We start from the raw sequence: 20,674 nt of genomic DNA on the forward strand, positions 1-20,674 counted from the left end.
TCAAACTCGAAGCCCGCTGCGCATACGGCTTCCGCAACCCGGCCAACCAACGCCTCCGGTCACGCTGCGCAACCACACGAGAGAGCCGAAACCGTGCCATTCCCGCTTAACTTCCGAGAGCCCCCATGACGTTGCGGACGATTCACACTTCCTGTTAACGAGCGCGACCGGTTGGACGTTTGCCCTTCATGCCCGGTAAGAGCGCTTTCCGGATCCACAGTAACCACCGACGGCCGGGTGCCCTAACTTTTGCTCCAGGGGTCCGGATTTTCCGGCGGTTCATCGTCCCGGGCTTCGTCGGGCTTGTCCGGCCTCCGCTCCGGCTGGGATCCGGAACGAGTGTCCGCATCGAATGCCGATCCGGCGTCCCGGGCACGGTCGGCTAATTCATGGAAGATCTGACTGCTTTCTTGTCCGAGCGCCTGCTGGGCAGCGGTCAGCCGCTTCGCCAGCTCCTCCTGGGCGATCGCCATCTGCTTCGCCACCTCTTGGTGCACGCTCGCCATGCGCTCGCCGGCATCGTCGAGATCAGCGGCGAACCGCCCGAACACGAAACCAGGGCTTCTCTCCCTGGCCTGCCGCTCTTCCTCTTCCCGCTGCTCCACTCTGCGCAGCAGCGATGACAGGCGGACCTGCCAGTCCGCGGCACCATCGTGATAGCCGTCGAGCACGCCGGTCACGCTCTCGTCCCAGTCACCTTCACCGAAGTGACCTTGCAGCTCTTTCGCCGCCTGCGCGCGAGCTTCCAGCTCTTGGATTTCCGAATCAATCCTGTTTTTGAGCTCCTCGTAATTGGGCATGGACTTCCTTCCCCCTGTGTCCAGGAATCAATGACCGTAGGCCGACCTCCCCACTATCGACGCAGACCCGCACTTTCGAAAGGCTTGCTCCCGATATTTTCCGGGAGTCAGCTTGGCTGGTTCATCAGGAGCCACACACCGCCCCAGGATCAACTTGCGCCGAAATAACGGGCGGCGCACATCCCGCCTTCCTGCGGCGAACCCCTAATTTGTGGATGCACTTTCCGGAGATAGGGAATGTTCAGCCGAGGGCGCGGCCGGTGGGGGTGGTCCGGTCGGCGTGGTCGGCGACGTGGCCTTCGAAGAGGATGGTCCCGCCGTGCCTGCCGGGTCCCGGGCCGAGATCGATGAGCCAGTCGGCCTGGCGGATGACGTCGAGGTTGTGCTCGATGACGACGACGGTGTGGCCGTGGTCGACGAGGTCGCCGAGGACTCGCAGGAGCGTGTCGATGTCGTCCATGTGCAATCCGGTGGTGGGCTCGTCGAGCACGTAGACGGTGGGCTGCCCGGCTTCGCGGAGCTCCTTCGCGATCTTGACGCGCTGGCACTCCCCTCCTGACAGCGTGCTCAGCGACTGTCCCAGGCGCAGGTATCCCAGTCCGACGACGGAGAGCTGCCGCAGGGCGCGGGCGATGCCCTGGTCGGGCAGCCGGGCGACGGCCTGGCCGACGGTGAGGTCGTCGACGTCGGCGATCGACAGTCCGTTCACGGTGTGGGCGAGGACCTCCGGAGTGAAGCGCCGGCCGTGACAGGTTGGGCAGCCGACCTCCTGGCCGTCCATGAAGGCGAGGTCGGTGTAGATGACGCCGAGCCCGCCGCAGTCGGGGCAGGCGCCCTCGGAGTTGGCGCTGAACAGGGCGGCGGGGACGCCGTTGTGCCTGGCGAACAGCTTGCGGATGGCGGGTGCGACGCCGGTGTAGGTGATCGGGGTGGAGCGGCGGTTGGTGCTGACCGGCTTCTGGTCGATCACGACCGCGTCGTGCTGGGCCACCAGTTCCCCGGCGAGGCTGGACTTGCCCGATCCCGCGACGCCGGTGAGCACGGTGAGCACCCCCGTGGGGAACCGCACGGTGAGGTTGCGCAGGTTGTTGCGGGTGGCGTCCGCGACAGTGAAGGACCCCGTGGCGGGCCGGGGGGTGCGCTTGATCGGCCGCTGCCTGGCCAGGGCGCGGCCGGTCGGCGAGCCGCCCTCCCGGAGCTCGGCGTAGGCGCCCTGGAACACGAGCCGCCCGCCCCCGTCGCCGGCGCCGGGTCCGAGCTCGATGACCTGGTCAGCGTGGGCCATGACGGCGGGGTCGTGCTCGACGACGAGGACGGTGTTGCCGCTGTCGCGGAGCCGTTCCAGGATCCTGATCACCGACTCCACGTCGGTGGGGTGCAGTCCCACGCTCGGTTCGTCGACGACGTAGGTCATCTCGGTGAGGCTGGACCCGAGGTGCCTGACCATCTTGATGCGCTGCGACTCCCCGCCGGAGAGGGTCGTGGTCGCCCGGGAGAGCGTGAGGTAGCCGAGCCCGATTCTGATCATCCCCTCCAGCCGGGCGGTCAGTGCCTCCACGACGGGCGCGACGCGGGCGGAATCGATCGTACGGACGAGTCCGGCCAGTTTCGTGATCTCCATGCGGGCCATCTCACCGATCGTGTGATCGAGCACCGTGGCCGTCCGCGCGGCCTTGCCGAGCCGGTCGCCGCCGCACTCCGGGCAGGTCTCGGCGCGGGTGAAGCGCCGGATGGTCTCCTGCTTGCGCTCCGACAGGTTGTCGGAGGTGTGCAGGTAGATCCGTTCGAACCGCTCGACGACGCCCTCGTAGCCTTTCGGGGGTTTACGCCCCAGTCGGGCCGCCGCCTGACCGCCGTACAGCAGCGCCTCGCGTTCGGACGGGGACCATCGGCGGAGCGGGGTGTCGGGGTCGAAGGAGCCGATGTCGGCGTACTGGGCGTGCCAGTAGCCGCCGTTGCCGAAGCCGGGCAGCAGGATCGCGCCCTCGGCGAGCGATCTGTCCAGGTCCAGGAAACGTTCGACGGCGGTGACCACCACCTCCCCGAGGCCGGAGCAGGCGGGGCACATGCCGGCGGGCTCGTTGAAGGAGAAGTGGCTCGACTCGCCCACGTAGGGGTGGCTGAGGCGGGAGAACAGCAGCCGCAGGTAGGTCCAGGCGTCGGTGATCGTGCCGACGGTCGAGCGCGCGTTGCCGCCGATCCGGCGCTGGTCGACGACGATCACCGGAGTCAGCCCTTCGATGTGCTCGACGTCGGGGCGGGTCCACTTCGGCAACCGGTTACGCGCGAACGGCGGGAACGTCTCGTTGATCTGGTAGCCGGCCTCGGCGGCGATCGTGTCGAACACCAGCGACGACTTGCCGGAACCTGACACCCCCGCGAAGACGACCAGCCGGTTACGCGGAACGTCGACGTCCACGTCGGCCAGGTTGTTGGTCCGGGCCCGGCGGATGATGATGCTGCGCTCACTCATGACGGAGAGGCTACGAGCAGATGTGGCCATATTCTGACCGCAACCGGTGGGAGAATCAGGGCATGGCGGACGTCACCCAACGCATGCTGGCCCTGCTGTCGACGTTGCAGACCGGCCGTTCGTTCACCGGCGAAGATCTGGCCAGGCGGCTGGGCGTCAGCCCGCGGACCCTGCGCCGGGACATCGACCGGCTCCGCGGATACGGCTATCCCGTCGACACCCAGCCCGGCCCCGGCGGCTACTACCGGCTCGCCTCCGGCCGTACGATGCCGCCGCTCGTCCTGGACGACGACGAGGCGGTGGCCACCCTGCTGGCACTGGCCTCCCTCGCCGCCGTCGAGCCGTCCACCGAGCCACCCACCGAGCCGTCCACCGAGCCATCCACCGGGCCGTCCGTCGGGGGAGGGATCGACGCCGCCGCGACCCGCGCGTACGGCAAGCTCGACCAGTTTCTCCCCACCCGGTTGCGCCCTCATGTCGCCTCCATCCGCTCCAGCCTGGAAGCGAGCCCTCAACGCGCGCCGAGCGTCGCCGCCCGGCAGCTGGGCCTCGTCGGCGATGCCATCGCGCACCGCGAGACGATGTCGTTCACCTACACCGACGCCCGCGGCGAACGCACGGAACGGCGCGTCGAGCCCTACCGGCAGGTTCACCACCTGCTGCGCTGGTATCTGCTGGCCTGGGACCTCGACCGTGCCGACTGGCGCGTGTTCCGCCTCGACCGGGTCACCGGCCCGTCCAGGACCGGCCGCCGCTACACGCCGCGCCCGCTGCCTGCCGAGTCAGCGTCGCAATATCTGCGTCGAGGGCTCAACAGGAGCAAGGAACGCGTCAGCGTCCTGGTCGAGGCGCCGGCGGCGGACGTCGTCGACGCCCTCAGGTTCCAGGACGCCGAGATCCACCCCGTGGACGACACGCGCACCCGGGTCAGCCTCGCGCTGGACTCCTGGCAGTGGCTGGTCCTCAATCTCGCGTTCCTGGAGGCCGGCTTCGAGATCGACGCGGCGCCGCACCTCCTGGAGGCCTGCCGCACCTTCGGCGAACGGCTCCTCGCCGCGGCGCCTGCCGGCCGTGGCCAGTCGCCGGCAGAGTGAAGCGTGGGTATGCAAGCGGTTGCCGCCCTGATCCTGGCCTGATGTGGCTCACACCCCTAGATCACTGCAACGGGTTGGCCTAGCATCCGGGGTGTCCCGAGCAGGCAGGGAGCCGCCCCATGTTGAGCCGCCGCAACGCCATGCGCGCCATGGCGATGTCCGCCCTCGCCGTCCCGATCCTCGACGCGCGTGCCGTACATGCCACGCCCGATCCGTGGGCGCGGGCGAACCACATCGTGGCCAGGGTGCGCGGGCCGAGATTCCCGCGACGCCGGTTCGACATCAGGGACTTCGGCGCGACCGGCGACGGGGTGACGGACTGCACGAAGGCCATCCGCTCCGCGATCAGGGCCTGCCACGCGGCGGGCGGCGGGCACGTGGACGTGCCGGAAGGACGGTTCCTGACCGGCGCGATCCACCTGCTGAGCAACGTCGACCTGCACGTCACCGCGGGCGCCAGGCTGCTGTTCAGCACCGACCCGAAGGCGTACCTCCCGCTGGTGCTGACCAGGTTCGAGGGCGTCGAGCTCTACAACTACTCCCCGCTGATCTACGCCCACGGCCAGCGGAACATCGCGGTGACCGGGTCAGGCGTGCTCGACGGGCAGGCCGACCACGATCACTGGTGGCCGTGGAAGGGGTCGGGCGACGACGGCTGGGAGCCGGGCGAGCCCCACCAGGCCGAGGCCAGGGCCGCGCTGTTCGCCCAGGCCGAGCAGGGCGTGCCGGTCATGCGGCGGAGATACGGCGAGGGCGGCTACCTGCGTCCGTCCTTCGTCCAGCCCTACCGGTGCGACAACGTACTCGTCGAGGGCGTCACCATCGTCAACTCACCGATGTGGGAGATCCACCCCACGCTGTCGCAGAACGTCCTCGTGCAGAACGTCACGGTCGAGTCGCACGGCCCGAACAACGACGGCTGCAACCCCGAGTCGAGCCGGATGGTGGTGATCCGCGGCTGCACGTTCGACACCGGCGACGACTGCATCGCGATCAAGTCGGGCCGCAACGCCGACGGCCGCCGCGTCAACGTGCCCAGCGAGCTCATCGTCGTCGAGAACTGCACCTTCCGCGACGGGCATGGCGGCATGACGATCGGCAGCGAGATGTCCGGCGGCGTACGCGAGGTCTTCATCAGGGACTGCGCGATGTCCAGCCCCAACCTCGACATCGCCCTGCGCTTCAAGACGAACTCCGTACGCGGCGGGTTCATCGAGGGCTTCCACGCCAGGGACCTCGAGATCGGTCAGGTGGGCGGCTCGGTCATCGACGTCAACTTCAACTACGAGGAGGGGCCCGGCCACGGTTTCAACCCCCGGGTGGGCGGGATCGACGTGCGGGACGTGACCGTACGGACCGCCAACCGGGCACTCAACCTGCGCGGTTACGCCGACGCCCCGATCCGCGGAGTCACGCTGACCGACGTGGACTTCGGCGCCACCGCGACGCCGATCGTCGTCGAGCACGTCGAGGACCTGGTGCTCAAGAACGTCACCGCCAACGGCGAGCCCCTGACCGTGCCCTGACCGCGGGACGGGACGGCTCCGGCCGGCTCCCACTACCCTTCCGCCATGATCTTCGAGACAACGCCCCTGGCGATCACCGGGATGGTGACCGTACTTGGGATGTTCGCGTCCCTGTCGGTGACGATCGCGCTGTTGTCCGCGCCGCGGTCCCGCCATGCGCGCATACACCGGGCCTGTGTCCTCGGGGGCCTGCTCGTGTCGTTCGCCGGTGTCTGGCTGATGGCGTTCGGCGCGTGGTCGGCGCGGGCAGATTCGCGCTACGGCTTCTACGCATGGGCCGAATTCACCGTGGCGGCTCTCATGGGCGCGGGTCTGGTTCTCATCGGGCTGGGCCCGTTCGCCTCGCGGCTGCTGGACATGCTCGGCCGGTACGCGGACCGGCTGCCGCTGCCCGCTCACCTGGCGGTCCGCGACCTGGCCGGTCGTCCTACGGCGACGGCTCCCGCGATCACGCTGACCGCGATGGCGACGGCGTCCGGAATCGCGTTGACGATCATCGCGGCGGGCGCGACGGCCCAGCTCAGGGCCGACTACCTCCCGCGGGCCCGGCCCGGCGCGCTCCTGGTGAGCCCTCTCCCGCCGGCGGACATGGACGCCGTACGCGCGGCGATCCAGCGGGAGTTACCCGGCGTGCCGTTGGCCGAGAGTCAGGTCCCCCGTCACTCCCCGCATGTCGGCGTGCATGTCGACGGCCTCGACCGGCCGGAAGGGACCGTCTACCCGAACGAGGTCATCGGTGACGAGGCGCTGCTGCGGTATCTCACAGGTGACCGGTCGACGCCGTACGACGAGGGCACGGCGGTGGTCGTCACCACCGCCGACGTGAAGGTCGACTCGGTCAAGATCATCACTGGAGAGGGCGGTCCACTGACGATCCACACCCTTCCGGCGATCGTCGCCCGGACCGTCGATCCGCGCATGGAGACGATCTTCGTCCCGGCGAAGGCGATCCGGGACCTCGGCCATCAGCCGGAACCCGGCGAACTGATCGTCGATCCCTCCGTCCACCGCGTCTCGGCGAGCGAGCAGGAGCGGCTCGACGCCCGGCTGGGTGACGTCGCGCACACCTATGTGGAGCGGGGATTCCAGCCCTGGACCGGCTGGCCGGCCGTCGTCGCCGTGGTCCTTCTCATCGCCCTCGGCAGCGCTCTGGCCACCGGCGGAGGCAGGGCCACGAGCCCGCGGGCAGGCCGTGTGCCGGCGCGGGCCGGTGACGGCTCGGCCGCGGCGCTCCGGTGGTTCGGCGCCTGTCGCGCGGGTCTGAGCGCGGCGTGCGGCACGGTGCTGGGCGCGGTCGCCGGGTGCCCCATCGGGATGTTGCTGATCTGGCCGTTGACGGCGTCGACCTCGTGGGATTCACCGCCACGAGTGCCCTTCCCCACCCCGTGGCCGGTGATCGCGGCGGTGGTCGCCGGCCTGCCGATCGTCGCCGCCGCTCTCGGCGCCCTCCTCGTACGCGAGCAACCCGCAGCGCCTGGCGATCCCTCCTCCAGAATTCGTTGACGACTCCGAGGACGTTTCCCCGATGAGTTCCGGTCACGGGAGTAGTCCGACGTCCGAGACAATCGAAAGGGGTGGTCCACGTGGACCTGTACAGCGTCATGCCGGTGAGCGACCGCACGAAGTCACTGGAATGGTTCGGGGTGTTCTTCGGCCGCCCTGCGGACGAGGTCATCGGCGAGGAGTACCTGTGGCAGGTCGGCGAGAACGCGTGGGTCGTCGTCGACGACCGGGGCGCCGGGGCCGAGCGGGTGGGAAGGGCCATGATCACGCTCGGGATGACCGGCCTCGACGACGTCCTGGCCCGCCTCGCCGCCCACGGCATCAGCCACGAACCGGTGGAAACCTACGGTAACGGCGTGCGTCACGTCGTCGTGCTGGACCCGGACGGGAACAGCCTGTCGCTCGCCGAGGCGCCCTGATCACGGTGGCAACCGCTATCTGGTGCTCGGCCTGGGCACCGGTCGGGCCGCCGACCCTGCCCCGCGGCCCGACCGGGACGACCTGATCGCGTACGGGCCGCTGCTGTCCGACGACGGCACGACCTGGCTGGGTACGGCGGCGCTGATGCGGGCAGCAGACCCGGACGCGGCACGCGCCGTCCTGACCCAGGACCGGTACGCGGACATCGAGGTCCACGACTGGGAGTTCGGCGGGCGGCGCTAACGAACACGTGAGCGTCGCCAGGCCGGGGCCCGGAATGCGGACGTGTGGCCTGACCAGCGACTGTGGCTCTGACTGAGTGCGGACTTCGGGCAAGGCTTGACCCAGCCGGAGCACGATCTCGCGCCCGTATGGCGGCGACGTCGTCGAGACCGATAACGGTTTGGCCCCGCCCACCCTCGCAGGCATCATGGTCGCCATGCCGGAGTTCATCGACCCGATCGGCACGTTGCTGACGTCGTTCCTGGCCGCGGTGGCCGAGTTCCGCGCCGACCCCGACTATCCGGTTCCCTGGTTCGTGGACGATGTCGACCCGCGGGCCCTCGTGGATCCGGCTGCCTTCGAGGCGTACACCGCGCGCGTGGTCGGCGAGCGAAACTCATCTGGCGTACGCCCCGGATTCGTGCCGATGACCACCCTGTGGTGGGTCGACCGCGAGCAGTTCCTCGGAAGATTGGCCATCCGTCACCGGCTCACCCCGGCACTGGAAAAGTTCGGCGGCCACATCGGCTATGACGTCCGCCCCAGCGCACGCCGCCAGGGTCACGCGACGGCTATGCTCGCGGCGGCGCTGCCGATCGCCCGGTCTCTGGGCATCTCTCGGGCTTTGGTCATGTGCGACAAGACCAATACCGCCTCGCAACGGGTCATCGAAGCCAACGGCGGACGGCTGATCGACGTCACCGAGCAGAAGCGTCGCTACTGGGTCCCGACCACGAGGCCTTGATCCGCGCCACCGCCCTGAACTGCGCCGGAAGAACGCCCCTTTGGCCCGTGGCCTTTGGTCCGCTTCGCTAACTCTGCTGGGCTTGCCTGGGATGAGGTGGGCGGGAAGATCGGCCCCACGCCGGCCACCGGCTACCTCAGGCTTGTCACGATCATCCGAAGCGGAGTCCCACGGAGCCATTGCCCCTCAGCTCAGGCTGAGGTCAGGGTCTTGGAATCAATCGGCGGCGTGGCGGTGGCCGGCTCCTTCGTCGGTTACGGCGCCGCGTGATTCCAATGAGCTTTCGGTAGGTCATCAGCTCCTCACCACCGCAGAGTCCGCGACCAGCCCTATAAAGCGCGCGAATTAGTACGGCCACGTCTTAACGCGGTAACAATAGGATCCTACCTTGACAGTGGCGTTCTACAGCACCGAAAGCCAGGCGTCGAGGCGATGCGACCCAGATACAGCACTGGACAACAAAGCTTCCACGCAAAGGTTCGCGAAGCGAAACGGTCGTTGGGAACTGACGGACGACGTCCCACAGTTGCCAGCCGGCGCTCTGCCACCGGACACGTACCCGCAACCCGTCAATCAGGCGCCTCGTCCCTCGGTGATGCCCAGCGATGCAAGCAGCACCAAGCGGCCCAAGACCGTCTCGCGGCCCGACGAACTCGCACCGGGACACCGTTCGCCAAATGCGGCGCGTTTATTCTATGACTATACGGCTATGGTCGACTACGCATACCGCCACGTCTACAACTACAACCCCAACTACCGTACTTACGGCGGAGAAGGCGGCGACTGCACTAACTTCCTGTCACAAATCGTCAAAGCCGGCGACTGGCAGGAGACCAGCGCATGGCCAGGAGAAGATCGCACAAGCCCCAAGGAATGGTTCTACGGAGATCTGGCGGCGACCACCACGTACACGTGGGCAGCCGCACATAACTGGTTCCAGTTCGCTAGGGTGTGGTCCGGACGCGTCACCGGATTGACGAACGTCTGGCAGATGGGCATAGCGGACGATCTTCAGATCGACAGTGACAGCAATGGCAATGTCAGCCACTCGATGATCGTTACCGACATCGGCATAGGCGGCGATGGCGTAGACGAGTTGTATATGACTTATCACAGCTCAGACACCAAGGACAAGCCGCTGAGCAGCATTATCGCTGCTTATGGAGACGGCACAACGTACTACGCCCATAGGACGTAGAGTCCAAGATATGGACGCGCATGACATAGGCATCCGGTTGAGGATCGCTTCGGTCGTCATCGGGTGCTCGGCCTTGATCGGCTGTACCCCTCAATCCGAGAATGGCGCTTCCAGCCCTCGAGTCGCGGTTGATCAATACATCCACGCGCTGAACCGCTCCGACGATCGGGCCATCGCGCGGCTTGCACCTCCAGGCAACGACTCATCCACTGATATACAGCAACGCCTCAATGCCTACGGCGACCGAAACATCCGGATCACGTCAATCGACGTTCGGAGTGAGGTCACACCGAAGGCGGCCAAGGCTCACGTAGTGGGAGTAGGTGCGAATGGCGCCTACAGCGAGACGTTGTACCTGTCCCGGGAAGGTGAACGCTGGTTCATCGTGTTGGGAAGAAATCCCACTCTGCCTTCAAGCCAGACAACAGCATCGACTGAACGTCCCGCCAACCCCTAGAGTGTCTGCCGTTCGTGAGACCTGCCCGGCTCAGAATGCGTACGGAGGAGCCGAGGGCGCTGCTCCGATCGCACCTCGTGGCCGATGACGAGGTCCTCGCCGCGTGGCTTTTACTTCAACACGGTGGTCACAAAGACGGCCTACCGACACCGGAACGGCCGTGATCACCTTGAGGAACTGCGGCGATAGACGAATTCGTCCCCCGTCAGCCCCGCAGGGGCCGATTCCACGATTGATCAATCAGGTGTTCATGCTGGTGGGCGGTACTGGGTTCGAACCAGTGACCCCTCGCTTGTAAGGCTCGCCGCGAGAGGGTGGGACCTCGGGTGATTCGGGGTCCCACCTCGGCGAACGTTCCGCCCGGGTCCTCGACCGTCCACGCTCGTCCTGGGCTGTTGTCACTCAGATAGTCACTCAGTGGGGGCGGCCTGGCCGTGCTCCAGATAGACGGTCCTGTCAAGCTCGCGTGCAGCGGCGGCGGCCTTGACACGACGGGCAAGCCGCTCGATCAACAGCCCGTCCAGTTCCTCTACGGGATGAAACTCGTAGCCGCTCAGCTCGTTGTCCACGAACCTGATCTGCTTGCGCAACTCGCCGTCCAAGGTGCCGCCGTCGAACACGAACAGGACCTTGTCGCCCTCCTTAGGAAGAGGCGCCCAATCGACCACGAGGAGGCGACCGATGGCCGGCCGAATACCCAGTTCCTCTTGCACCTCTCGAACGCACGCCTCGTACGGTGTCTCTCCCGGCTCGACGTACCCGCCCGGGATGTCCATGGAGGGCTTGTACGTAGGACGGACGAGAAGCACACGACCGCTGTCATCGAAGAACAGCGCACCGGCAGCGGCACGGGCCTGGGCGAACGGTGGAGCCTCCTGATCGTTCACAGCCCCGACCTTACGCCACAGGGACTGCCTTCACACGATGTGCAGTCGCCGGGCGAGAGCTGCGAGTTGGTAACTGGGTTTGCCCTTCTGCCTTCTGATCCACGACATCGTGAGCTGGCGGCTGAGGTAGTGATGGCGCACCTGCTCGGGAGCGATGGTCTCGGCCTCCAACAGCGCGGCCATCGCGTCGTCGGTACGGTTCCACAGGCTCAAGGCATGCGCCACGGCCAGGCCATGACGAGCGCGACGTTCGATCGGAAGCCCGCTGGTATCCAGCTTCGGCCCGAGTTCCACAGCCACCTGGATGTCTCCCAGCTCGATTGCCGTGGCCACCTGATGGATACGGACGTTCGTCGGCCCGAACGCGGTCCAGACATGGTTGGCGTCACCCCCGAGCCGCACCGCCGCTTCCTGTGCCTCGGCAAGGAACGCGCGTGTCGTGCTGCGGTCGTCGTCTCGCGCCGCCGCCATCGATCCGGCGAGGTACAGCGTCCCGTACACCGAAAGCAGCTCAGCCGTGGCGTGCGGAAGGTCGGGAGACAGCAGGTCGGCGGCGTCAATCGTGAGCTGCTTGGCTGCCTCGTAGCGGCCGTTGGACAGAAGGGCGTGGGTCACGGAGCGAAGCAATGAGGCCGTCACAAGCTGATCACCGGATTGCCGTGCGAAGGAGAGTCCCCGCTCAGCGGCAATCCATGCGAGATCAGCCTCACCCACCTTGGCCAGGATGCTGGCAGCGGCGTGGTAGACCTGCCCGAGCACTCCCAATGCGGCCATGTGGGCGTCACCGTTCGCTGCGCGCGCAGCATGATGCGCCTCTCCCAGAAGTCCGGGCAGAGTCCGGATCACGTAGCTGTACCGGGCTCCCTGGTACGCCCGCCACACCTCGGCAAGGGCACGTCGCAGGTCGGCCTGCCCGGAGGGTTCCGCGTTCTCCACGAGCCCGGCCATCGGCGAGAGCTGCCGATAGTCCGTGATCGCGGCGCGCAGTGCTGGGATGGTCTGATCGCCGCTTCCGTCCGTCCACTCGAACAGGTGCGGCTCGGCCAGTAGATCACCGAGGGACACGTCCAATACGCTCGCCAGGGACTTGATGACGGACAGACGATCCAAGGTGATGCGGTCGTTCTCCACCTTGCTCAGCCAATCGGTGGTCCGTCCCACCAGCCCGGCCAAGACGTCCTGAGACATCCCACGCCGTCGCCGGTACCAGGCCACGCGCTGGCCGATGGACAGATTGCTGGTCATTCCTCGCATGCACCTCATCCTCGTCGGATGCCTACGACGGACCCCTGAATTTCCTTCCGGCCTCACAGCTCGGCCGACACATACCGTCACGCTACGTCACTGCCGTACGTGATGGGAGGTCACTCATGCAACCGCCGAACCGACACCCCACGCCAGAGAAGCACGCCGCCGATGCCCTGGCCGACGCCCTCGCCGCTCACGGCGTATCCGCAGACGTCCATGACGGCTATGGCCTGAGCCTGGTGTCCGTGTGGGTCGGGCTCGTCGTCTGGTGCGACGGCGATTGGTACTGGTGGCGGGCAGGCTGGGACGACCGCCGCAAACGAGTGCTGTACGCCCGCCATCCGGCCATCGAACCGTCGAGAGCCGCGCGCCGGGTCGCCTTCCGCTACGCGGACCTTCAGCGACGACACCCACTCTCGGAGACGATCCGCAATCTGCGCCCGGAGACCACGGAAGCGAGCCCTCAGTGAAGGAAGCTCGCGAGAGGCTGGGATGTCGAGTCGAGATCGTGGCCATGCTCCACAGTCCCGCTCGCACTCGGGCCGTAGGCGACTTGCTGCTGGGGCAGCGCGGAACGGTGAAGGAGATTCTGCGCAGTGGCACGCTTGCGCTGGTGGAACTGGAAGCCGACTGGGCCGATCTGCCGGGCGGGGTGCGACGCTGGCCGGTCCAATGGGACGACTTGCTCATCTGCTCGACAGCCAGCGCAAACGCCACCTACGCCGACTATCGCCTCGGCCTGTCGGGCTCAGGCCGTGAGGCGATACAGCATGCGGTTCCAGCGGGCACCGAGCACAGTCTGTGCGGGCGGGAGGTATACCCGCTGCCCATCTGCGGCTGGTCCATCTCCTTTACCCCCACATCCAAGCGAACTTGTGTCGACTGCGCTCGGCTCGTACTGAAACAGGTCGGCTCCTGCAGCCCAGACCCGGACACCTGCACGCAGCGTGAGAGCCACACGGATCTGCTAACCTGAACAGGTAGAGAGATGGGTAGAGCCCTACCGGTTCACAGCCGGAGTCTCTCACAGAAAGGTGGCGACCCGGGTTCGAGTCCCGGCTCCAGCAATTTGCTGGATGTAGCTCAATAGGAAGAGCCCCCTTTTTTCCTTACCTTTCTCTTCTGCGGGATGGCACTGAGCCCATTGGTCGCGTCCATACTCCCATCGCGCTAGCTGCCTGTTCCAGTTCGCTCTCACTGAGGCTCAACCCTCCATACACCTTACGAGCGTAGCCCCAAAGCGCCCTCAACCATTGGTCGCTGTTACGCGTTCTGGTGATACTTGCAGGATCCTCTAAGAAATGCTCCACAGCCAGCTCTGCCCATACATTCGAGGGCAGGCCGATCTGCAGGGCAGAATTTATCTCTCGGCCCAACCTTTTCGTTATTGCGAACGATGCAAATATATCGCTCGCAGTGAAGGCGATGGTTTTAGGCAATATGATGTCCTGTGGGTGGCGTCCGGCAAGAAGCTCCCAGTCGACCGTCACATCTCCCGGCATACCGTTAACCGCATCGATCAATTGCCTCGAGACCGCTCCGCCCTCGTGGATCATGGCATTACGCATGTGTCGGAGCAGATGGAATTGCGAAAGTTGCGTTACCGGTAGAGGTGAGCCGAGCGAGCGAAATAGGGTTTCATGCATGTTCCACGCCTTGATATGCCTACCTTGGCTCAGTAAGGGAACACCTGCCCGCCTGACCAGATCCAGCGCAACAGAGACGAAATTTTCGTGTACAGCCAACGCATAAGGAACGGTTACGGCGCCAAGATGAGCGTCCGCGTTTAGAAGCAACTCTCTTGCTGTTTCGCTCTTCAAGCTGAATCTCGCTATATGGTCCACGGCAGGAAAAATTTCAGGTAAAAGCTTTTGGGACCCATTCGTCAGCTGAAGTGTGTGTGCTGCAAGTCGAGACCCCGCCAAGAGCGCCATGATGGCATTGTTAGCCTCAACTCTCATGCGAGTATATGTTTCGTAGGCCTTGAAATAGACTTCTGCCACTAAATGCCTCCTCGATGGATCGCTAGTATGCCAGTTATCGCATAGAACGCAGTATCCGCGACTAGTCACCTCGTACGCCGTCAACTCACCGCGTAGCGGCAGCGGGCCGGGGACGGAGCGTCAGGCCCGGCTTCGCGTGTACGTTCGCCGGTCGCCGTTCCTCGGCCATGTGTTGCCCTGCGGTCAGAGCCGGGCTTGATGCGGAGGAGCCGGGCTGCTGGGCTTGCCTGAGTCGATGGTGTGCGAGGTGATCCCCACCTCGGGGCCGGAGTGCTCCCGCCGGAGGCATGACGGTTGAAGAGCCGCGAGTCTCTACGAGTGGAGCGGCCGGCGCCCATGCGAAGCACCCGGAGGGCCGCGAAGCGGTGGGGGCCGGCGGCGGAACGGCGGCGACGGCGCGGAGGTCGGCGACGGAAGGTGTACGGCGGCGCGGCGGCCGTGCGGTGCTACGGCCCGAGCCGCTGCCGCCCGGGACCGGCCCCCAGGCCGCACGCCCGGGCGGCGGGCGGGCGCGGGGCCGTGCGCACGGCGCGGAGCGCCGTCGCCTTGAACCAGTAAGGAAACTATGAGCCAGATCGACGCTTGCGGACCGCCTAGATCACGAGGTCTATGCCGTTGTCGCCGAGTTCCTGCGGCGTGAAGTCAACGTCCGGGTCGGCGGCGAGCTCGCGGTGATAGCCGATCTCGTAGCGATTGGCGGGGGCCTTGACTTCGGTGACCTCGATGGGATGGCCATTGGGGTGGGCCATGGTCCGGCGGATGATGAGTACGGCTTCGGCGTAGTCCATGCCGAGCGCGGCGCGTTCGTCTTCGTAGGCGATGCGGGCAGTGGTGAGGGTCATCCAGCGGACGGGACCGTGTTCGCGGATGAGTGACTGGTAGAAGGAGCCGGAGCGCTTGCGGTACTGGGCGTTGCGCTTGGGGTCGTCCCAGTCGGGGAGCATATCGCCGTTGGTATAGGAGTTGATCTCCAGGCGGGCGGATGCGCCGTGGATGGCGGCAGTGTGGCCGCGGTGCCACATGCTGCGACGGTGGATGACCGGGTGGCCGGGGCGGACGCTGAGCATGACCGCGACGTCTCGGCTGGCGGAGGTCTTCTCGCCGGTGAAGAGCGGGGCCTCGTGGTCGCGTCCGGCGAGGTCCCAGCCGAAGGCTTGGACGTCGGGGTGATTGCCGGGTGCGGCGAGGTCGGGCCGGTCTCGGTCCGTGATGAGGATGGCGCGGCGTTCGGGCATGGGGCGGACGAAGGAGCCACGTCCGCGCATGACGTAGGCCAGCCCTTCGGAGACAAGCGTTTCGATGGCCTTGCGAACGGTGGGGCGGGAGACGTCGTACTTCCTGACGAGTTCCGGTTCGCTGGGCAGCGCGCCACCGGGCGGATAGCGGCCGTCCAGGATGGCGGCTCGTAGGTCGGTGGCGATGACGCGCCAGCGGGCGTCTTTGTCGTCGGTGCTGATCTCCATGATCGGCCTTCCTCGGTAAAGCTTTCAGGACCACTTGTACTACAGGTTGACCGCCATGCGCCATGTCTGTCAACCTGTAGTACAGGTAGTCCAGCAAGGGAGGTGGTGCCCTATGAGCAAGGAGGAAAAGCGCGACGATCGGCTATCCGGTGCCGAGTGGATGGTCGATCTGGTCCGCCTGGTCAACGCGCCGGGTTATAGGCGGTGGCGAGCCATGGTCACGGCAGTCGGCGGGTGCGCCAATCCGGTGCACCTGGCCGGACAGTCGATGATCGTGGAAGCGGGCACGGGCGAGATCCTGCACGCTTACACAACGGATGGTGAGCCTTCGGGACATCTCCTGGTGGCCTGCGGCAATCGGCGGGCTTCGGTGTGCCCGGCCTGCTCTCAGACCTACCAGGCCGACACGTTCCACCTGATCCGGGCAGGACTGTCGGGCGGCAAGGGCGTACCCGAGACGGTCAGCACGCACCCTCGGGCCTTCGTCACCCTGACCGCACCTTCCTTCGGTCCCGTCCACTCGCAACGCGACGGACGTCCTTGCCGTCCCCGCAACCGCGACAGGCTGTGCGAGCACGGGCGGCCGGTCGGCTGCCACGTCCGGCACGAACCCCAGGACGAACGGCTCGGCCAGCCGATCTGCCCCGACTGTTACGACTACACGGGGGCAGTGCTGTGGCAGGCACACGTGGGCGCGCTGTGGCACCGCTTTACCCTGGCCATTCGCCAGGAGCTGGCCAACCAGACCGGGATGACCCGTCGTGGCTTCGCCGAGCACGCCAAGGTGTCCTTCGCCAAGGTCGCCGAGTACCAGCGGCGCGGCCTGATCCACTACCACGCCGTCATCCGCCTCGACGGACCCACCGGGCCGACCGAGCCGCCACCCGACTGGGCAGACCACCGCCTGCTCACTCAGGCCATCCCGCCCGCCGTCCGCCAGGTCAGCATCACCACACCGCCGAGTGATCTCGGCAGGTGGATCCTCACCTGGGGTGACCAGCTCGACATCCGTCCCATCCTGCTCAATCCCGACGCCGACGGGCTCAGCGAACGAGCCGTCGCCTCTTATATCGCCAAGTACGCCACCAAGGGCGCTGAAGCCTCCGGCACCATCGACCACCGCCTGTCCTGCCGGTCCTGTGCCGGACGCGGGCGGCTAAGCCTGATGACCGCCTGCGGGCAGTGCCACGGCAGCGGTCTCAAACCCGGCTTGGTCCTCGATGCTCTCCCTGTCACCGACCACGCACGACGCATGATCCGTACCTGCTGGGACCTCGGCGCGCGCCCAGAGTTCAGGGCACTACGGCTCCGCCCCTGGGCACACATGCTGGGCTTTCGCGGCCACTTCTCCAGCAAGAGCCGCGCCTACTCGCTCAAGCTCACCGACCTGCGCAACGCCCGCGCAGCACACCGCGCCGCCGAGGCCCGCGAGCGCCACGGCCTGCCAGCCCTCGACGACGCCACCACACTCGTCCTCGGCCACTGGCGCTTCGCCGGAATCGGCTACACCCCAGGCGAAGCGATCATGGCCGAACACATCCGCCAGCGTGTCCAGACCGCCCGCCAGATCGCGGCAGAGCAGGCGGATGGATGACCCCACCCCTACCCGCCCATGATCGGCGGCTCTACCGCGTCTGCGAGGCCATGCACCTGCTCAGCCTCAGCCGCAGCGTGATCTACGAACTCATCCGCTCGGGACGGCTCCGCTCCGTCACCCAGGGGCGTACGCGCCTCATCCCCGCCTCAGCCATTGAGGACTACATCGCGCTACTAGAACAGGAGGCTTCATGACCGAACGACGCAGCCGGGGCGACGGTGGCCTGCACTGGGACGAGAAGCGGCAACGCTGGATCGCCTCGGTGACGGTCGGCTACACTCCGGCCGGCAAGCGCATCGTCAAGAAGGCCAGCGGCAAGACCAAGACCGAAGCCAAGGCCAAGCTCAAAGAGATCATCCGCGACTACGAGGACGGTCTGGCCATCGCGCCGACCAACTACACCGTGACTGACGCGGTGCGCTACTGGCTGGAACACGGCCTCGGCGCGAGGTCGGGGGCCACGGTGAAGATGTACAACACCTACGCCGACAAACATGTCATCCCTGCCCTGGGTGCTCGCAAGCTGCGCGATCTCTCAGTGGAGGATGTCGACAAGTGGCTCGCTGGCAAGACCGGCGAGTTGGGCACCCGGTCGTTGAAGTTGATCCACGGCATCCTCAACCGGTCGGTCAAGAGCGCCATGCGCCGTGACAAGGTGAAGAGGAACGTCGTGGATCTCTGCGACATCCCGGAGGGGCGCGCCGGTCGTCCGTCCAAGGCTCTGACGCTGGCCCAAGCTCTCGCCGTCCTCACGCAGGCGGAGAAGAGCGGCGAGCGCATGCGGGCCTACATCGTCTTGTCCCTGCTGATCGGCGCTCGCACGGAGGAGCTGCGGGCGCTGCTCTGGTCGCACGTCGTGGCGTACGACGAGAGTCATGCCGCCTGGCTGCCGGTGGCTCAGGCGGGCTGGGAGCACAGTGACTTCGCGGTCTACGTCTGGCGGTCCGTCCGGCAGAAGGGCGACACCAAGACCGTGAAGTCCCGCCGGTCACTCAAGCTGCCCCAGCGCTGCGTGGACGCGTTGCGCCTCCTCAAGGAAGCCCAGGACGTCGCACGGGGGAAGGCGGGAGAGCGATGGCAGGACACAGACCTTGTGTTCTGCACACGGACAGGAACGCCGGTCACGGCCCACAACGTACGACGCGACTTCCGGAAGGTCGTCGAGGCGGCAGGGCTCACCGGGCGGGAGTGGTCACCTCGTGAGCTACGGCACAGCTTCGTGTCCGTGCTGTCAGACTCCGGCGTCCCCATCGAGGACATCTCGCGCCTGGTCGGCCACTCCAACACGGTGGTCACCGAGACGGTCTACCGGCACCAGATCCGGCCCGTGATCATGCAGGGAGCTGCGGCGATGGACAAGATCTTTGGGAGTTAGTCACTCACTTAGTCACTCAGACGCCGTTTTCAAGATCAGAGACCCCATGTTTTCGCAGGTGGGCGGTACTGGGTTCGAACCAGTGACCCCTCGCTTGTAAGGCGAGTGCTCTACCGCTGAGCTAACCGCCCCTGATCGGCACTACACCTTACGACACCATCGGCGCCGATCGCACATCCACCGTCCACCCCGGGCCCAGCTCGGGACGGCCTGCCGCGCGCCAGCCGAGCAGGGCCGCCCCCAGCATCCCGGCGTCCACCCCGAGCGCCGCCGGCACCAGGGGTGGGGCGTCGCGGAAGGCCAGGCGCTTGACGAGGCGGGTGCGTACCGGGTCGAAGAGGGCGGGGCCCGCTTCCGCCAGGCCGCCGCCGAGGACGATCAGTGAGGGGTCGAGCAGCAGCGTGTACGTGGCCAGCGCCAGTGACAGGGCCTCCACGGCCTCGTCCCAGACCTCGATGGCGATCGGATCGTCGGAGGAGACGACCTGCTCGGCCTTGACGCCTTCCACGCCCGCCCGTTCGCTGTAGCGGCGCCCCACCGAGGCGGCCGAGGCGTACGTCTCCAGGCAGCCGAACTGGCCGCACGCGCACTCTTCGCCGTCCGGGAAGACCGGGGTGTGGCCGATCTCGCCGGCCCAGCCCGCGGAGCCGCCGTACGGTTCGCCGTGGATGATCGAGGCGCCGGCGATGCCCGTGCCGATGGGCAGGAAGAGGAAGTCGGCAACGCCCTGGCCCGCGCCGAGGATGCTCTCCGCGAGGCCGCCCGTGCGTACGTCGTGCCCGAGCATGACCGGGATGTCCAGAGCGGTGAAGTCCGTGGCGGGAACGTCGCGCCAGCCCAGGTTGGTGGCGTAGACGGCGGAGTTGTCGGACACCAGGCCGGGCACGGCCAGACCGACGCCTGCCGGGTCGCCGTCGCCCGAGCCGGCGAGGTGGCCGATGAAGCCGGAGATGGCGGCCACGACCGCCTCCGGGCCCTCCGCCCGCGGGGTCGGGCGCCGCTCGCTCAGCAGCACCGCGCCGGACTCGCTGACCAGGCCGCCCTTCATGGACGTGCCACCGACGTCGAGCGCTACGACGAACGAACTCTTTGCGGACACGGAAGGAGACGATAGCGCAGCTCATCACATGTCCGGAAAGGCGCTGTTGAAGCACTGCACGTAGCGGGCGCACGCTCGCGGTCGCTGCCGCCGGCCGGCGCTCCAGGCAGCGGCCCGTACGGAACCCTCCGACCGCGTACGCCAGACTCCCGCGACGCGCACCGGAAGGGCCCAGGCGCACGCCTGAGGACTTGTGCACCAGGAGGCGGGCAAAACCCGGCATCGAGCCGTCCGGCCGCCCCAGAGGCAGCTCAGGCGCGCCCGAGGACCCTGTTGAGCGCCGCCTCCACCTCCGCGGAGAGCCCCGGCGGCGGCGCCACCGAGACCGTCAGCGCATCGGAGCGGGCCATCCGCACGGCCCCGCACGACCGGCATTCCACCTCGCCCAGCCGGCAGATCAGCACCGTGGACCCGCAGGTGGAGCACGCGTCCAGGTCGTGGTCGTGCAGCCGTTGACAGTCCGGGCAGATCAGCACCTGGGACTCGTTGCGCACCCCGCGCTGCCACGGGCTGGCGCCGCGCACCGGGTCGGTCTGCCGGGCCCCGCAGCGGTAGCAGGGCATC

The 20,674-nt window shown here is 67.0% G+C and carries 21 protein-coding genes and 1 tRNA gene; 13 read left to right on the forward strand and 9 right to left on the reverse strand.

From position 1 onward, the window contains the following. Window positions 1-242 precede the first annotated feature (242 nt). Together ABGB01_RS42485 and ABGB01_RS42490 are read right to left on the reverse strand one after the other, a co-directional pair. Window positions 243-800: a hypothetical protein gene (locus tag ABGB01_RS42485; RefSeq protein WP_347779699.1), complete on the reverse strand. Its 558-nt coding sequence runs from the start codon at window positions 798-800 to the stop codon at window positions 243-245. 241 nt (window positions 801-1,041) lie between these two features. Next, a complete protein-coding gene (locus tag ABGB01_RS42490) occupies window positions 1,042-3,273 on the reverse strand; it encodes an excinuclease ABC subunit UvrA (RefSeq protein ID WP_347779700.1) in 2,232 nt (743 codons plus the stop codon). Window positions 3,274-3,335: 62 nt separating this feature from the next. On the opposite strand from ABGB01_RS42490, the gene ABGB01_RS42495 reads away from it, so the two are divergent. The 8 genes from ABGB01_RS42495 (at window position 3,336) to ABGB01_RS42530 (ending at window position 10,438) form a co-directional block, all read left to right on the forward strand. Beyond that, window positions 3,336-4,367 carry a WYL domain-containing protein gene (locus ABGB01_RS42495; RefSeq protein ID WP_347779701.1) on the forward strand — a complete coding sequence of 344 codons (1,032 nt, stop codon included), beginning with the start codon at window positions 3,336-3,338 and terminating at the stop codon, window positions 4,365-4,367. Between the two features lie 119 nt (window positions 4,368-4,486). Next, window positions 4,487-5,893 (forward strand): glycoside hydrolase family 28 protein, encoded by a 1,407-nt coding sequence (locus ABGB01_RS42500; RefSeq protein ID WP_347779702.1) that lies wholly within the window; start codon window positions 4,487-4,489, stop codon window positions 5,891-5,893. 45 nt (window positions 5,894-5,938) lie between these two features. Beyond that, window positions 5,939-7,396, forward strand: coding sequence for a hypothetical protein (locus ABGB01_RS42505; protein WP_347779703.1), 1,458 nt, complete (start codon window positions 5,939-5,941; stop codon window positions 7,394-7,396). A gap of 80 nt (window positions 7,397-7,476) precedes the next feature. Next, window positions 7,477-7,815: a VOC family protein gene (locus ABGB01_RS42510; protein WP_347779704.1), complete on the forward strand. Its 339-nt coding sequence runs from the start codon at window positions 7,477-7,479 to the stop codon at window positions 7,813-7,815. 22 nt (window positions 7,816-7,837) lie between these two features. Beyond that, entirely contained in the window at window positions 7,838-8,059 is a 222-nt protein-coding gene (locus tag ABGB01_RS42515) for a hypothetical protein (protein WP_347779705.1), read from the forward strand. A gap of 196 nt (window positions 8,060-8,255) precedes the next feature. After that, window positions 8,256-8,783: a GNAT family N-acetyltransferase gene (locus ABGB01_RS42520; RefSeq protein WP_347779706.1), complete on the forward strand. Its 528-nt coding sequence runs from the start codon at window positions 8,256-8,258 to the stop codon at window positions 8,781-8,783. Window positions 8,784-9,177: 394 nt separating this feature from the next. Beyond that, entirely contained in the window at window positions 9,178-9,981 is an 804-nt protein-coding gene (locus tag ABGB01_RS42525) for an amidase domain-containing protein (protein ID WP_347779755.1), read from the forward strand. A 10-nt stretch (window positions 9,982-9,991) separates the two neighbouring features. After that, window positions 9,992-10,438 carry a hypothetical protein gene (locus tag ABGB01_RS42530; RefSeq protein WP_347779708.1) on the forward strand — a complete coding sequence of 149 codons (447 nt, stop codon included), beginning with the start codon at window positions 9,992-9,994 and terminating at the stop codon, window positions 10,436-10,438. A gap of 410 nt (window positions 10,439-10,848) precedes the next feature. On the opposite strand, the gene ABGB01_RS42535 is transcribed toward ABGB01_RS42530, so the two are convergent. Further along, window positions 10,849-11,325, reverse strand: a complete 477-nt coding sequence (locus ABGB01_RS42535; RefSeq protein WP_347779710.1) for an NUDIX hydrolase — start codon at window positions 11,323-11,325, stop codon at window positions 10,849-10,851. Between the two features lie 30 nt (window positions 11,326-11,355). Further along, window positions 11,356-12,570, reverse strand: coding sequence for a helix-turn-helix transcriptional regulator (locus tag ABGB01_RS42540; RefSeq protein WP_347779712.1), 1,215 nt, complete (start codon window positions 12,568-12,570; stop codon window positions 11,356-11,358). Window positions 12,571-12,695: 125 nt separating this feature from the next. Between ABGB01_RS42540 and ABGB01_RS42545 the strand changes: the two genes are divergently transcribed. Further along, on the forward strand, window positions 12,696-13,043 hold the full coding sequence (locus ABGB01_RS42545; RefSeq protein WP_347779713.1) for a hypothetical protein: 348 nt from the start codon (window positions 12,696-12,698) through the stop codon (window positions 13,041-13,043). Between the two features lie 83 nt (window positions 13,044-13,126). Then, complete coding sequence (locus ABGB01_RS42550) at window positions 13,127-13,549, forward strand: hypothetical protein (protein WP_347779714.1); 423 nt, start codon at window positions 13,127-13,129, stop codon at window positions 13,547-13,549. A 133-nt stretch (window positions 13,550-13,682) separates the two neighbouring features. On the opposite strand, the gene ABGB01_RS42555 is transcribed toward ABGB01_RS42550, so the two are convergent. Together ABGB01_RS42555 and ABGB01_RS42560 are read right to left on the reverse strand one after the other, a co-directional pair. Further along, window positions 13,683-14,576 carry a hypothetical protein gene (locus ABGB01_RS42555; protein WP_347779715.1) on the reverse strand — a complete coding sequence of 298 codons (894 nt, stop codon included), beginning with the start codon at window positions 14,574-14,576 and terminating at the stop codon, window positions 13,683-13,685. 593 nt (window positions 14,577-15,169) lie between these two features. Next, window positions 15,170-16,039, reverse strand: a complete 870-nt coding sequence (locus ABGB01_RS42560) for a GntR family transcriptional regulator (RefSeq protein WP_347779716.1) — start codon at window positions 16,037-16,039, stop codon at window positions 15,170-15,172. 112 nt (window positions 16,040-16,151) lie between these two features. Here ABGB01_RS42560 and ABGB01_RS42565 point away from each other — a divergent pair, with 112 nt between their 5' ends. Genes ABGB01_RS42565 through ABGB01_RS42575 form a run of 3 tightly spaced genes read left to right on the forward strand, consistent with a single transcriptional unit; the run spans window position 16,152 to window position 19,011 of the window. Then, window positions 16,152-17,633, forward strand: coding sequence for a replication initiator (locus ABGB01_RS42565; RefSeq protein WP_347779717.1), 1,482 nt, complete (start codon window positions 16,152-16,154; stop codon window positions 17,631-17,633). After that, the gene (locus ABGB01_RS42570) at window positions 17,630-17,830 is read left to right on the forward strand and encodes a helix-turn-helix domain-containing protein (RefSeq protein WP_345387630.1); all 201 of its coding nucleotides are present in this window, start codon (window positions 17,630-17,632) and stop codon (window positions 17,828-17,830) included. The genes ABGB01_RS42565 and ABGB01_RS42570 overlap by 4 nt, the downstream gene beginning before the upstream one ends. Further along, window positions 17,827-19,011, forward strand: coding sequence for a site-specific integrase (locus ABGB01_RS42575; protein ID WP_347779720.1), 1,185 nt, complete (start codon window positions 17,827-17,829; stop codon window positions 19,009-19,011). Before ABGB01_RS42570 ends, ABGB01_RS42575 begins: the two co-directional genes overlap by 4 nt. A 59-nt stretch (window positions 19,012-19,070) precedes the next feature. On the opposite strand, the gene ABGB01_RS42580 is transcribed toward ABGB01_RS42575, so the two are convergent. The 3 genes from ABGB01_RS42580 to ABGB01_RS42590 all read right to left on the reverse strand — a co-directional run bounded on the left by ABGB01_RS42580 (window position 19,071) and on the right by ABGB01_RS42590 (window position 20,673). Next, a tRNA-Val gene (locus ABGB01_RS42580) sits at window positions 19,071-19,142 on the reverse strand. A 17-nt stretch (window positions 19,143-19,159) separates the two neighbouring features. Then, entirely contained in the window at window positions 19,160-20,110 is a 951-nt protein-coding gene (locus tag ABGB01_RS42585) for an ROK family protein (RefSeq protein WP_347617924.1), read from the reverse strand. A gap of 251 nt (window positions 20,111-20,361) precedes the next feature. Next, window positions 20,362-20,673, reverse strand: coding sequence for a hypothetical protein (locus tag ABGB01_RS42590; RefSeq protein ID WP_347779721.1), 312 nt, complete (start codon window positions 20,671-20,673; stop codon window positions 20,362-20,364). Between the last annotated feature and the right edge of the window lies 1 nt (window position 20,674).

Source organism: Nonomuraea sp. B5E05, from assembly GCF_039880665.1.
In the GTDB taxonomy this organism is placed as follows: domain Bacteria; phylum Actinomycetota; class Actinomycetes; order Streptosporangiales; family Streptosporangiaceae; genus Nonomuraea.

Excerpts from the sequence above, each read along its gene's own strand:
- ABGB01_RS42490 (WP_347779700.1), bottom strand. The coding sequence starts at position 3,273 with ATGAGTGAGCGCAGCATCATCATCCGCCGGGCCCGGACCAACAACCTG.
- ABGB01_RS42520 (WP_347779706.1), top strand. The coding sequence starts at position 8,256 with ATGCCGGAGTTCATCGACCCGATCGGCACGTTGCTGACGTCGTTCCTG.
- ABGB01_RS42560 (WP_347779716.1), bottom strand. The coding sequence starts at position 16,039 with ATGGAGATCAGCACCGACGACAAAGACGCCCGCTGGCGCGTCATCGCC.
- ABGB01_RS42495 (WP_347779701.1), top strand. The coding sequence starts at position 3,336 with ATGGCGGACGTCACCCAACGCATGCTGGCCCTGCTGTCGACGTTGCAG.
- ABGB01_RS42575 (WP_347779720.1), top strand. The coding sequence starts at position 17,827 with ATGACCGAACGACGCAGCCGGGGCGACGGTGGCCTGCACTGGGACGAG.
- ABGB01_RS42590 (WP_347779721.1), bottom strand. The coding sequence starts at position 20,673 with ATGCCCTGCTACCGCTGCGGGGCCCGGCAGACCGACCCGGTGCGCGGC.
- ABGB01_RS42505 (WP_347779703.1), top strand. The coding sequence starts at position 5,939 with ATGATCTTCGAGACAACGCCCCTGGCGATCACCGGGATGGTGACCGTA.
- ABGB01_RS42545 (WP_347779713.1), top strand. The coding sequence starts at position 12,696 with ATGCAACCGCCGAACCGACACCCCACGCCAGAGAAGCACGCCGCCGAT.
- ABGB01_RS42500 (WP_347779702.1), top strand. The coding sequence starts at position 4,487 with ATGTTGAGCCGCCGCAACGCCATGCGCGCCATGGCGATGTCCGCCCTC.
- ABGB01_RS42485 (WP_347779699.1), bottom strand. The coding sequence starts at position 800 with ATGCCCAATTACGAGGAGCTCAAAAACAGGATTGATTCGGAAATCCAA.
- ABGB01_RS42540 (WP_347779712.1), bottom strand. The coding sequence starts at position 12,570 with ATGACCAGCAATCTGTCCATCGGCCAGCGCGTGGCCTGGTACCGGCGA.
- ABGB01_RS42565 (WP_347779717.1), top strand. The coding sequence starts at position 16,152 with ATGAGCAAGGAGGAAAAGCGCGACGATCGGCTATCCGGTGCCGAGTGG.
- ABGB01_RS42530 (WP_347779708.1), top strand. The coding sequence starts at position 9,992 with ATGGACGCGCATGACATAGGCATCCGGTTGAGGATCGCTTCGGTCGTC.
- ABGB01_RS42570 (WP_345387630.1), top strand. The coding sequence starts at position 17,630 with ATGACCCCACCCCTACCCGCCCATGATCGGCGGCTCTACCGCGTCTGC.